The organism is Burkholderia sp. BCC1208 (assembly GCF_902833095.1).
In the GTDB taxonomy this organism is placed as follows: domain Bacteria; phylum Pseudomonadota; class Gammaproteobacteria; order Burkholderiales; family Burkholderiaceae; genus Burkholderia.
Genome location: NZ_CADFDY010000011.1, coordinates 227,727 through 240,003, shown reverse-complemented (window position 1 = coordinate 240,003; position 12,277 = coordinate 227,727). Strand labels below are relative to the sequence as shown.

Below are 12,277 nucleotides of genomic sequence, written 5' to 3'. Positions count from 1 at the left end.
GGAGGAGACCATGGAAGTCATCAATCACACGGTGATCAACGTGATCATCTTCGTGCTGGCGGTGTACGTCGGCTACCACGTCGTCTGGAACGTCACGCCGGCGCTGCATACGCCGCTGATGGCCGTGACCAATGCGATCTCGGCGATCGTGATCGTCGGCGCGATGCTCGCGGCGGCGCTCACCGTCGGGGCGACCGGCAAGTTCTTCGGCACGCTCGCGGTCGCGCTCGCGGCCGTCAACGTGTTCGGCGGCTTTCTCGTGACGAGGCGAATGCTCGAGATGTTCCGCAAGAAGGAGCCCAAGCGTGTCGAGGGCGGCAAGGAGGGCGCGCGATGAGCATGAACGTCGTTACGCTGCTGTACCTCGTCGCATCGGTGTGCTTCATCCAGGCGCTGAAGGGCCTGTCGAATCCGAAGAGCGCGCGACGCGGCAACCTGTTCGGGATGGTCGGGATGGCCATCGCGATCCTCACGACGATCGCGCTGATCGTCAAGCAGGCCGCATGGCTCGGCGCGAACCTGCCGCTCGGCCTCGCGCTCGTGCTCGGCGCGCTGATCGTCGGCGGCGGCATCGGGGCATTCGTCGCCGCGCGCGTCGAGATGACGAAGATGCCGGAACTCGTCGCGGCGATGCACTCGCTGATCGGTCTCGCGGCCGTGTGCATCGCGTATGCGGTGGTGTCGGAGCCGGAAGCGTTCGGGCTCGTGCCGCAGGACGCGGTGTCGTCGAGCTTCATCCCGTACGGCAACCGCGTCGAGCTGTTCATCGGCACGTTCGTCGGCGCGATCACGTTCTCCGGTTCGGTGATCGCGTTCGGCAAGCTGTCGGGCAAGTACAAGTTCCGGCTGTTCCAGGGCGCGCCGGTCGTGTACGCGGGCCAGCACCTGATCAACCTGATGCTCGCGATCGCGATGCTCGGCTTCGGCATCCTGTTCTTCATCACGCAGGCGTGGCTGCCGTTCATCATCATGACGGCGATCGCGTTCGTGCTCGGCGTGCTGATCATCATCCCGATCGGCGGCGCGGACATGCCGGTGGTCGTGTCGATGCTGAACTCGTACTCGGGCTGGGCGGCGGCCGGCATCGGCTTCTCGCTGAACAACGCGATGCTGATCATCGCGGGTTCGCTGGTCGGCTCGTCGGGCGCGATCCTGTCGTACATCATGTGCCACGCGATGAACCGCTCGTTCTTCAACGTGATCCTCGGCGGGTTCGGAGGGGAAGCTGCGGCCGGCGGTGCGACGGGCGCGCAGGAGCAGCGGCCGGTGAAGTCGGGTTCGGCCGACGACGCGGCGTTCATGCTCGGCAACGCGGAATCGGTCGTGATCGTGCCGGGTTACGGGCTCGCCGTCGCCCGTGCGCAGCACGCGCTGAAGGAGCTGACCGACAAGCTGGTCGAGAAGGGCATCGACGTGAAGTATGCGATCCACCCGGTCGCCGGGCGGATGCCGGGCCACATGAACGTGTTGCTCGCGGAAGCGGAAGTGCCGTACGAGATCGTGCACGAGATGGAGGACATCAACGGCGAATTCGGCCAGGTGGACGTGGTGCTCGTACTCGGCGCGAACGACGTGGTGAACCCGGCCGCGAAGAACGATCCGAAATCGCCGATCGCGGGGATGCCGATCATCGAGGCGTACAAGGCGCGCACCGTGATCGTCAACAAGCGTTCGATGGCGGCCGGCTACGCGGGCCTCGACAACGACCTGTTCTACATGGACAAGACGATGATGGTGTTCGGCGATGCGAAGAAGGTCATTGAGGACATGGTGAAGGCGGTCGAGTAACGTGCGCCCCGGCTACGCGGTTGCCCGCGCTTCGATGCGGGCGCCGCGCTCCGGACAGGCCCGACCGGCGCAAGCCGGCCGGGCCTTTTTCATGGTGTGACGAGGCGTGCGACGCAGGCGGCGATCGTGTCGCGCACGCGCACGATCGCGCACGCCGCGTGCGAGGGAATCGTCGCGACCGCGTCGGAGCCGGCGAGCAGGGACGGCAGCGCGGCGAAATGCGTGGTCGATGCCGCGATGCACCGCTTGTGGCCGAGCGCGACCAGCGCTTCGTCGACGATCCCGATCACGCCTCCGACGACATGAGCAGGTGGTCGCGCCGCAGGAAATCGGCGAGCGTAAGCGTGCGCGGCGCCCCCGGGAGGCGAGCCGGATCGATCAGGCCCGCATGACCGCCCGGCGCGACCGCGCCCGCCGCCGCGCCGCGTCAGCGCATCGGCGCTTCCGCGATCCGCATGTAGTCGGCGATCCGCCGGCCCTCCATGTCCGGAAACTGCTCGTGCACGGTGATGTCGCCCATCCGCGCGATGTCGAAGGTGCGGAAATCGCCGCGCAGCTCGCACCACGCGCCGATCGTCCAGCGCCCGCCCCAGTAGACGAGCCCGAGCGGCCAAACGCGGCGCTGCGAATGCGCGCCGAGCCGGTCGCGATAGTCGAAGCTGACGATGTGGCGCGTGTCGATCGCCTGGTGGATCGCGTCGACCTTCGCGCAAAACGTCTCGTCGATGTGGAACGACGGCGCGAATACGGGCAGCCGGTCGAGCGCCGTGCGCTTGTCGGCCGGCATCGCCGACGCGATCTTCGCGAGCGCCGAGCGCGCGGCGCTCGCGAAGCGCGCCCCGCCCCAGGTCTCGAGCATGCGCGCGCCGGTGGCGAGCGCCGCCAGCTCCTCGGCCGTGAACGTGAGCGGCGGCAGGCTCGCGTTGCGGTTCAGCCGGTAGCCGATGCCGGCTTCGCCTTCGATCGGCACCCCTGACAGTTGCAGGTCGCGCACGTCGCGGTAGACCGTGCGCGGCGACACCGACAACCAGTCGGCCAGTTGTTGCGCGGTCGTGAGACGACGCCCGCGCAACAGCTCGGCGATCTGGAACAGGCGATCGGCACGGCGGGTCATGACGGCACCTCGATTCCTCTGTCTACGGGGACTTCGCGATGATAGCGCCGCGCCGGCCCGCTGACCGCTGCGCTCAGTGGCATTTCGGCGCGTGCAGGCCGACGCGGTTGCCTTCCGTGTCGATCAGGTAGCCGACGTAGCCGTAATTGTTCGGCAGCTCGACGACGGAGCCCTGCACGACGCCGCCCGCGCGCTTCGCGCGTTCGAGCGCCGCGACGACCGATTCGCCGGCGTTCAGGTAGACGAGCACGCCGTTCGCGCTCGGCTTCATCTGCTGCGGATCGAACACGATGCTGCCGCCCGTGCTCGACGCGTCGCGATCGAATGTCGCCATCGGCACGCCGCCGATGACCTCGCGCTGCAACGTGGTTTGCAGCACGGTTTCGTAGAAGCGGATCGCGCGGTCGAAATCGAGGGACGGAATGTCGAACCAGGCGATCGCGCGTTCCAGGGTTGCAGTGGCGGTTGCTGACGTCATGACGAGCTCCTTGTGTTGCGTTGTTATTCGGATTCGGTGCGGAAACCAGCCTGCATTGCGCCGGGATTGCAGTGTGATCGCGGGCTGCTGACACCGTATTGTCAGTAGAGTTGTCACCCTTGACATGCAACCGTTTGGTTGCATAATAAGGTCATCGACCCAGGAGCGGCATGGATCTCGTTTTCAAGGCGCTGGCCGACGCCACGCGCCGTCAGTTGCTCGATCTGCTGTACGCAAAAAACGGCCAGACCGTGTCCGAGCTGTGCGACGGGCTCGCGATGAGCCGGCAGGCCGTGAGCAAGCATCTCGCGCTGCTCGAGGCCGCGAATCTCATCGCGACGACGTGGCGCGGCCGGGAGAAGCTGCATTACCTGAATCCGGTGCCGATCCATGACATCGCGCAACGCTGGATCGGCAAGTTCGAGCGTCAGCGCCTGCAGGCGCTGGCGGATCTCAAGCGGGGGCTGGAAGCGCCCCGCGACACGGGAGATGACGATGGGTAACCCTGCCTTCGTGTACGTGACCTTCATCGCGGCCACGCCCGAGCGCGTGTTCGACGCGCTGACCAACGCCGAGCTGACGAAGGACTACTGGGTGCGGCATCGCAACGCGTCGCCCGACTGGCGGCCGGGTTCGCGCTGGGAACATCAGGACTACGACGATCCGTCGCGGGTCGACATCGTCGGCGAAGTGATCGAGAACGATCCGCCGCGCCGGCTGGTCGTCACGTGGCGCACGCCGTCGGGGGAGGGCGGGGAATCGCGCGTGACCTATCTGGTCGAGCCGCACGAGGGCGTCGTGAAGCTGACCGTCACGCACGACGGGCTGGTGCCCGGTTCGGAGATGGATCGCGGGATTCGTGGCGGCTGGCCGGTCGTGCTGTCGAGCCTGAAGACGCTGCTCGAGACGGGGCAGGCGCTGCCGTTCACGATGGCGCGCTGGTCGCAGTCGAAGCATTGACTGGCCGCGCAAAAGCACAGGGGCCGCGATGGCGGCCCCTGGACACGTCGTGGCTCGTGGAACCGGACGGATGGCTTATGCGTCGCCTTCCGGCGCGGCCGGGCGTGCCTTCACGCTGCCGGCGATCAGGTCGAAGCGGAACAGCCGGCATTCGAGCGCGCCGTTGAACAGCGGCGTCTTGGCCGATTCGCGCAGGCGCAACTGGCCCGGCAGCGAACGGTCGGATGTCAGCAGGAACGCCTGCCAGCCCGTGAAGCGCTGCTTCAGCGCATCGCCGAGCGCGTTGAAGAACTCGCTGTCCGGCGCGTCGGTGTGCGTGCGGCGGAATGCGTCGTCGTTGTCGCGGTTGCGGCCGGTTTCGCGTACCTCGCCGCGGGCGCTGCGTCCGCGCACTTCGATCCGCTCGCCGTACGGCGGGTTCGCGAGGAGGATGCCCGGCCCGTCGCACGGCGGCGTCATCCCGCGCGCGTCGACCTGCTTGAGCCACACCGACGGCACGCCCGCGCGCTCGAGGTTCGCGCGCGCCTTCTCGAGCATGTCGCCGGAGATGTCGCTGCCGTACACGCCGAGCGCTTCGCCGCGCTTGGCCCGCGCCGCGCGCTTCGCGTCGAGCGCCGGGACCTTCAGCCCCTGCCACGCGGTGATGTCGTACTGCTTGAGCTTTTCGAAGCCGAACCGGCGCTCGACGCCGGGCGCCACGCCGAGCGCGATCTGCGCGGCTTCCGCGAGGAACGTGCCGCTGCCGCACATCGGGTCGTACAGCGCGGTGCCGGGCGTCCAGCCCGTCAGGCGCAGGATGCCGGCCGCGAGGTTCTCGCGCAGCGGCGCCGCGCCCTTGTCGAGACGCCAGCCGCGCTTGAACAGCGGCTCGCCCGACGTGTCGAGGTACAGCGTGCATTCGTTGGCCGTCAGGAACGCGAACACGCGCACGTCGGGCGCACCGGTGTCGATGCTCGGACGCGCGCCGGTCTTGTCGCGCATCCGGTCGCAGATCGCGTCCTTCACGCGCAACGTCGCGAATTCGAGGCTCTTCAGCGGCGACTTGATCGCGGTGATGTCGACGCGCAGCGTCTGCGTGGCCGCGAACCAGCGCTCCCACGATTGCTCGAGCGCGAGCGCATAGACGTCCTGCTCGTTGCGGTACGCGCGGTGCGCGATCTTCAGCAGGATCCGGCTCGCGATCCGCGAATGGAGGTTCGCGGCCATGCCGGCGGCCCAGCCGCCGCTGAAATGGACGCCGCCCGGCACCTGCGCGCCCGCGGTGAACGGCGCGCCGTTCAGGTGGCGGCCGGCGATTTCGGCCAGCTCGGCGGCAAGCGCCGCTTCGAGGCCGCGCGGGCAGGGGGCGAAGAATTCGAACAGGGTGGGCGAGGACATAAGGCGGGTGAGGACGTGCAAAAGTCCACCATTGTACGCGGCGCGGGCGACCAGGGCCGGCGTTTCGGCGCGGCGGCGTCGTCGCGACGGCCGCTCGCGCGTGCCGGGCGGACGGCGACGGGCGCCTGGCGGGGCGCCGCCGCCCCGCCGCAGGTCAGTGCGGGCCCGGCTGGCCGGCGCGCGCGGCCCGGTTGGCCGCCGGCCAGAACAGCGCGAGCGGATTCGACAGCACCGTGCGGACGATCGCGGCGACGAGCGCGCGCACCTTGGTCGGGCGCAGGCTGCGCGAGCGCACGGCCATCGTGAACGCGAGTGCGAAGCTCACGAGCACGTTGAGGAGGGCCATGCTGAGCACGCCGGCGCCGGCCCACCACAGCTCGGGCGTGCCGAGCGCATCCTTGCCCAGTACGCCGAGCGCGATCCCGATCGAGCCGGCCGACAGCGTCACGTGCCGCACCTCGAACGGGAACATGAACACGGTGACGATCGCCGGGACGAGGCCGAGCATCAGGCCGAGGCCGACGTTCGCGACCACGCCCGCGACGTTCGACCGGCAGAAGTGCGCGAGCTTCGCGGCGCCGGCCGCGCCGAGCGTCAGGCGCAGCCGGCGGTTGTACGCGAGCGCGTCGCCGACCCGGTGCAGCACGAACCAGTTGTCGGCCCAGCCCGCGAGCAGGCTCGACGCCCACAGCAGCACGCCCGTGAGCGCCGCATAGAACGGCGTCGGGCCCAGCAGCGAGAACGAGTGCAGCGTCGCGTGCGCCTTCTCCGGCGAGATCAGGTTCGCGTGCAGCACGTTGCTCGCGAACAGCTGCACGAGCAGGCACACGGGCAGCACGACGAGCACGTTGCCGGAAATCGCGGCCGCCTGCGTGCGGATCAGCGCGATCACCGACGCGACGAACGTCTTCACGCCTTCCTCGTGACCGGTGTCGTCGAGCTCGCGCGCGAGTGTCGGCGCGGTCATCGCAGGCTGCTTGGTCGCGAGCGTGAAATGCAGGAAGTGCATCAGCATGAAGCTGGCCGCGTAGTTGACGCCCGCGAGCAGCCCTTCGAGCATCGACTGCAGGTGCGCGCCCGTGATCGCGAACTTCACGCACACGGTCGCGACCGTGACGAGGCCGCCGCCCGCGGCCATCCGCAACATCTTCAGATATTCGGCGCGGCCGCGCGAGATGTAGTGCTCGCCGGTGTCCGCGTTGGTCTCGACGAGCTTGCGTGCGAAAAGAGAAAAGTTGCTGCGCACGAGGTGCGCGACGCTCTGGCTGCTCTGGTTCGCATCGACGAGCTCGGCAGTCAGATGCGCCATGCCGCGCAGGTCGTCGCGCGCCATCCACGCGTTGAGCAGCATTTCCGCGCGCAGGATGCGCATGCGCATCCGTTCGACCTGAAACACGATGTCGACCGACACGCCGTTGCGGTACAAGTGCGCGAACACGTCGTCGATGGCGATCCGGCATTCGTCGAGCAGCACGCGCAGGTAGTTCACCTCGTGCAGCAGCTTGCTCGGGTCGCCGCCGTCGTCGGCGGCCGCATGCGCGGTCTCGACCGCGAGCATCGCGCGCGTGAGGCGGTAGAACGGCTGCGATTCGAGCGGCTTGCGTGCATCGTCGTCGGACAGCCGGCTGCGCACCGTCTGCGACAGGCCGGTCGAGCTGATCTGGCAGGTCAGGTTGTGCAGCGCGGCCAGCAGGTCGCGCGAGAACGAACCGGGCTCGTGGCGCTCTTCGTCGGTGACGTCGAACGAGATCAGCTCGGCGAAGCGCACGAGCAGGTCGTCGGGCAGCGCGCCGATCCATTTCGCGTCCTCGGGCGTCGGGAACATCAGCGTGAACAGCGCCGACAGCTCGCGGCGGTTCGGCGCGGGCGGGATCAGCGACGAATCGATCCGCTCGAACAGCGCGCCGAAGAAGCCCGAATGCACCGGCATGCCGGCGTCGCACAGCAGCGAAATGCCGTCGCACTCGCGCAGGATGCCGCGCAGGATGCGCCCGGCGTGCGCTTTCCACGCGGGGTTGCGATCGAGCACGTGGAACAGGTAGCGCAGCCGCGCATGGGCCGGATACGCCCGCGTGTCGGCGTCGCGCTCGGCCGGCGCGTCCTGCACCGTGCCGTTGCGGCGCAGCCAGTGCGCGAGCTCGATCAGCCATTCGCTGCGCTCGGCGTACGACGCGTCGGCGTCGGCGTGCGCGAGCAGCGCATCGAGCTGGTGACCGGCATTGCGGGACGCGCGCCACTTCTTGATCAGGGTCGTCAGGGAACGAAACATAAACGGAATAGCGAAAGCCCGGGACGGGCGGGTTCGGGATGCCGGCCGGGGAAACGGCGCGGCACCGGGAGAACGGGTGAGACGGGGCCGGTGCCGGACGGGGCGCGGCGACCCGCGATGCGGCTGCCCCGCCGCGGTGCACGCCGACCGCGTGCGGGCGCCGGGAGGCACGGCGGTCGGGCCGAACGGCCCGGCGCCGCTGGCGGGTGCGCACGACGAACGGCGCGAGCCTGAAAGTGCGTAGGATCGTCAATCGGGCCGGAAAACGCAAGCGGACCGCGTTGCATGGCGCGGGTTCCGGCGGCTTTGACAAAGAATGTAAATGGCCGTTCGGCCGATGAAGGCGGTGCGCGAGACCGGCTGTGGCGGCGTGGGGCCTACGACCTACGACCTACGACCTACGACCTACGACCTACGACGGGCGGCGCGCGCTGCCGGACGCGCCGCGCCATTCGACACCGCGCACGCGAACGCCGTATCGAACGTTCGCCTGCGCGGCCGTCCGCGTTCGCTTATGCGCCGGACTGGCCCGTCGCGTCGGCGTCGCCGCCGGACGTCGGGTTGGCCGGGCACGGCACGGCCGGCGTGACCGCCGTCTTGCTGCCGGCCGCGGGCGCGGCCGTCGCGCCGCGGCGTGAGGCCATCGCGCGCACGCCGGCCGCGGCCTGCGCGGCAATCACGTCGAGCGCGCGCCGGTGGCCGGCGACGAGCGCGTCGTAGCCGTCGGCGACCGGTTCGGCGACGCTCGTGCGGCAGGTCATCACGGCCTGCGTGGCGAGCGAGCGCACGCTCCACACGGCGTCGACCGCGGCTCGCTTGCCGGGCCACGACTCGAAGCGCTGCACGTTCACGCTGATGCGATAGACGGGCACGCCGGCCGGATAGGCGGAATTCGCGACGTCGATCGTGCCGAGCTGCGCGGCGAGATCGTCCGACAGCGCGCGGCGGATCTCGTCGGCCGGCGGCGACGCCCAGCGTTCCTGCTCGAGCACGTCGACCTGCGCGGCGTTCTTCTGCACGACCAGCTGGCTCTTCGCGACCTGCTCGGGCACGCCGACCGACGGCACCTCGATCAGGAACGCCGGGTTGGCCGGCGCGGTACGCAGCGGCGCCGCGGCGTCGGCCGGGCTGAGCGTGTAGAACCGCGCGGGCGGCGAGCTGCACGCGGCGAGCGCGAGTGCGGCGACGACCGCCGCCGCGCCGCTCGCGAAACCGTTCACGCGTGTCGTCATTGCTTATCTCCTGGCTTGCCCTTGAGCAGCGATTCGGGGTGGCGCTCCAGATAGTCGGCGAGCGCGTTCAGCGATTGCAGCGTGCGCGTGAGTTCCTTCAGCGCGCCGCGCACGTCGGACTGCAGCGGCGAATCCTGCTGCAGCGTCGCCTCGGCGGTCGAGAAGGTCTGCTTCGCGGCCGACAGCGTGTCGCGCGCTTGCGGCGCGACCTGCGTGTCGAGCTGCTTGAACAGCTTGTCGGCGTTCGCGAGCGCGCTGTTCAGGTTCGCGCCGATCTGGTCGAACGGCACCTTGTCGAGCTTCTTCGCGATGTCGGCGACCTGCAGCTGCAGCTCGTCGAGCGTATTCGGTACGGTCGGCAGCTCGAGCGGCTGGCGGGCCGTGTCGATCTTCACTGCCGGCGCCTTCGGGAAGAAGTCGAGTGCGACGTACAACTGGCTCGTCAGCAGGTTGCCGGTGCGCAGCTGGCCGCGCAGCCCGTGCTGGACGAGCCGCTCGACGATCTCGCGGCGGGCCGGTTCACCCTGGCTCGCGATCGTCTCGCGGAAGCGCCGGCCGAGGCGTTCCGGATACACGTTCATCGTCACCGGCATCGTGAAGTTCTTCGCCTTCGGATCGTAGTCGATGCCGATGTTCGTCACTTCGCCGAGCACGATGCCGCGGAAGTCGACCGTCGCGCCGACGGCGAGCCCGCGCAGCGACTGATTGAAGTTCATCACGACCTGCAGCGGTTGGCCGTCCGGGTCGCGCATCGCGTCGCCCTCGTCGGAGCCGAGACGGAACGTCGTGTTGTTCGGCGCGGTCGCGCCGCTGCCCTGGTTTGGCGGCGTCTGGAACGCGATGCCGCCGAGGATCACCGTCGCGAGCGACTGCGTGTTCAGCTTCAGGCCGCTCGAATCGAGCCGCAGGTCGACGCCGCTGGCCTGCCACCAGCGCGAGTTCACGCCGACGTACTGGTCGTACGGCGCATTGACGAACACGTTGAACGTGACGCCCGTGCCATCCTTGTCGAGCGAGAAACCGACCACCTGGCCGACCTGGACGCGGCGGTAGTAGACCGGCGAGCCGATGTCGACCGAGCCGAGCGAATCGCCGCGCAGCACGTACTGCGTGCCTTTCTGGTCGCCCGTGACCGCGGGCGGCGTCTCGAGGCCGGTGAAGTCGGTCAGCGTGTCCTGCCCGTGACCGGCGTCGACGCCGATGTACGCACCGGACAGCAGCGTGCCGAGCCCCGACACGCCGGTCGCGCCGACGCGCGGGCGCACGATCCAGAAGCGCGAGCCCTGGACCGCGAAGTCCTCGGCTTCCTTCTTGAGCTGCACCTGCACCAGCACGCGCGACAGGTCCTTCGACAGCTTGATCGTCTTGACCATGCCGATCTCGACGTCCTTGTACTTGACCTGGGTCTTGCCCGGCTCGAGCCCCTCGGCGCTGTGGAAGCTGATCGTGATTTCCGGGCCGCGCTCGCGCACGGACTTGATCACGAGGCCGATGCCGATCAGCGCGGCGATCAGCGGCACGAGCCAGACGAGCGACGGCAGCCAGCCGCTTTTCGTCGAGATCGTCGGATCGGGCGGTCGGGGCGCGTCGTGCTGCGGCCCTTGTGGACTATTCATGGTGATTCCCTGAGGTTTCGACTGGATCCCAGATCAGACGGGGATCGAACTGCATCGACGCGAGCATCGTCAGGATCACGACCGAGCCGAACGCGAGTGCGCCGGGGCCGGCCGTGATGACGGCGAGCGAACGGAAATGGACGAGCGCGACGGTCAGCGTCACGACGAAGATGTCGAGCATCGACCAGCGGCCGATGCGCTCGACGATCCGATAGAGGCGCGTGCGCTGCAGCGGCCGCCACGTGGCGCGGCGCTGCGCGCTGGTGACGAGGATCGTCAGCACGCCGAGCTTGAGCATCGGCACGAGGATGCTGGCGACGAACACGACGACGGCGAGCGGCCAGTCGCCGGACGTCCAGAAATAGATGACGCCGCTCATGATCGTGTCCTGCTGCGACCCGACGATCGACGACGTACGCATGATCGGCAGCAGGTTCGCCGGAATGTAGAGGATCGCGGCCGCGAGCAGCAGCGCCCACGTGCGCATGATGCTGTTCGGCGTGCGCACGTGAAGCGCGCTGCCGCAGCGCGCGCAATGCGCGTGCGGCCGGTCGATCGTCTGCACGAGCCCGCATGCGTGGCAGCTGGCGTAGCCCTCGCGGGCGGCGGTCGGCTGGGAGCTCGTCATCGGCGGGGGGCGCCCGGCAGCGGCGCGGCGGGGTCGGGCTGCTCCGGCGCGCGGCCGGCGCGCAGGTCGTCGGCGATGTCCCATACCGTGCGCGGGTCGAACATCAGCACGACGGCGGTCATCAGCGTGAGCGCGCCGAACGCGAACAGCGCCGCGTCGGGCACGACGCGCGCGAGGCTCACCATCTTCACGATCGTGACCACGATGCCGAGCATGAACACCTCGATCATCCCCCACGGCCGCACGAGCTGGATCGTGCGCAGCACGAGGTTGAGGCCGGGCGGCACGATGCCGCGCCGGATCGGCAGCAGGACGTAAAGCAGCGCGGCCATCTCGACGAGCGGAAACAGCACGGTCGAACAGAACACCATCACGCCGACGATCGCCATGTCCTGATGCCACAGCGCGTCGATCGCCCCGATCAGCGTCGTCTGCACGCGGGTGCCGTTCAGGTCCATTTCGAGGATCGGGAACGTCTGCGCGATGATGAACGTGACGAGCGCCGCGACCGCGAGCGCGCTGATGCGCTCGATCTGCGTGGTGCTGTTGCGATACAGCAGCGCGTCGCAGCGCGGGCAGCGGGCGATCTCGCGGCCGCTCAGGCGCGGTTTATGCAACAGTGCGTCGCATTCGTGGCAGGCAATCAGGTCGTATCGTTGCATGGAAAAGGGGTGTTGCGACGGCCGGGAGAACGCGTCGACGGGGCCGGAACCCGCGCCAATCTTACCAAAAGGGCTTTTTCGGTGGGTCAAGGATCGTGAGTTGCGTGACCGATCGGTAACATGGCGGGAAGCCGTCAGCCGGCTGGCGCGCCT

12 protein-coding genes and 1 pseudogene are annotated in these 12,277 nt (G+C 68.9%); 4 read left to right on the top strand and 9 right to left on the bottom strand.

The genetic code is table 11. From position 1 onward, the window contains the following. Positions 1-10: 10 nt before the first annotated feature. Together HWX09_RS26495 and HWX09_RS26490 are read left to right on the top strand one after the other, a co-directional pair. Complete coding sequence (locus HWX09_RS26495) at positions 11-337, top strand: NAD(P) transhydrogenase subunit alpha (protein WP_006476884.1); 327 nt, start codon at positions 11-13, stop codon at positions 335-337. Then, positions 334-1,788: an NAD(P)(+) transhydrogenase (Re/Si-specific) subunit beta gene (locus HWX09_RS26490; protein WP_027783579.1), complete on the top strand. Its 1,455-nt coding sequence runs from the start codon at positions 334-336 to the stop codon at positions 1,786-1,788. The genes HWX09_RS26495 and HWX09_RS26490 overlap by 4 nt, the downstream gene beginning before the upstream one ends. An 89-nt stretch (positions 1,789-1,877) precedes the next feature. Here HWX09_RS26490 and HWX09_RS26485 read toward each other — a convergent pair. From HWX09_RS26485 to HWX09_RS26475, 3 genes and pseudogenes are all read right to left on the bottom strand, one after another. Continuing rightward, positions 1,878-2,197, bottom strand: a pseudogene (locus HWX09_RS26485) (LysR family transcriptional regulator); the annotation flags it as partial. An 18-nt stretch (positions 2,198-2,215) separates the two neighbouring features. Next, the gene (locus HWX09_RS26480; protein ID WP_027783581.1) at positions 2,216-2,902 is read right to left on the bottom strand and encodes a YafY family protein; all 687 of its coding nucleotides are present in this window, start codon (positions 2,900-2,902) and stop codon (positions 2,216-2,218) included. A gap of 73 nt (positions 2,903-2,975) precedes the next feature. After that, positions 2,976-3,380: a VOC family protein gene (locus HWX09_RS26475; protein WP_027783582.1), complete on the bottom strand. Its 405-nt coding sequence runs from the start codon at positions 3,378-3,380 to the stop codon at positions 2,976-2,978. 170 nt (positions 3,381-3,550) lie between these two features. Between HWX09_RS26475 and HWX09_RS26470 the strand changes: the two genes are divergently transcribed. After that, a complete protein-coding gene (locus HWX09_RS26470; RefSeq protein WP_027783583.1) occupies positions 3,551-3,883 on the top strand; it encodes a metalloregulator ArsR/SmtB family transcription factor in 333 nt (110 codons plus the stop codon). Next, positions 3,876-4,340 carry an SRPBCC family protein gene (locus HWX09_RS26465; RefSeq protein ID WP_027783584.1) on the top strand — a complete coding sequence of 155 codons (465 nt, stop codon included), beginning with the start codon at positions 3,876-3,878 and terminating at the stop codon, positions 4,338-4,340. The genes HWX09_RS26470 and HWX09_RS26465 overlap by 8 nt, the downstream gene beginning before the upstream one ends. A gap of 75 nt (positions 4,341-4,415) precedes the next feature. Here HWX09_RS26465 and HWX09_RS26460 read toward each other — a convergent pair whose 3' ends face one another. The 6 genes from HWX09_RS26460 to HWX09_RS26435 form a co-directional block, all read right to left on the bottom strand. Then, on the bottom strand, positions 4,416-5,717 hold the full coding sequence (locus HWX09_RS26460) for a class I SAM-dependent RNA methyltransferase (RefSeq protein ID WP_027783585.1): 1,302 nt from the start codon (positions 5,715-5,717) through the stop codon (positions 4,416-4,418). Positions 5,718-5,871: 154 nt separating this feature from the next. Then, positions 5,872-7,986, bottom strand: coding sequence for a site-specific recombinase (locus HWX09_RS26455; RefSeq protein WP_027783586.1), 2,115 nt, complete (start codon positions 7,984-7,986; stop codon positions 5,872-5,874). Between the two features lie 512 nt (positions 7,987-8,498). After that, on the bottom strand, positions 8,499-9,218 hold the full coding sequence (locus HWX09_RS26450) for a PqiC family protein (protein WP_027783587.1): 720 nt from the start codon (positions 9,216-9,218) through the stop codon (positions 8,499-8,501). Further along, entirely contained in the window at positions 9,215-10,834 is a 1,620-nt protein-coding gene (locus HWX09_RS26445) for an MlaD family protein (protein WP_027783588.1), read from the bottom strand. Before HWX09_RS26445 ends, HWX09_RS26450 begins: the two co-directional genes overlap by 4 nt. Continuing rightward, a complete protein-coding gene (locus HWX09_RS26440; protein ID WP_027783589.1) occupies positions 10,827-11,462 on the bottom strand; it encodes a paraquat-inducible protein A in 636 nt (211 codons plus the stop codon). Before HWX09_RS26440 ends, HWX09_RS26445 begins: the two co-directional genes overlap by 8 nt. Next, the gene (locus HWX09_RS26435) at positions 11,459-12,124 is read right to left on the bottom strand and encodes a paraquat-inducible protein A (RefSeq protein WP_027783590.1); all 666 of its coding nucleotides are present in this window, start codon (positions 12,122-12,124) and stop codon (positions 11,459-11,461) included. Before HWX09_RS26435 ends, HWX09_RS26440 begins: the two co-directional genes overlap by 4 nt. Positions 12,125-12,277: the final 153 nt, after the last annotated feature.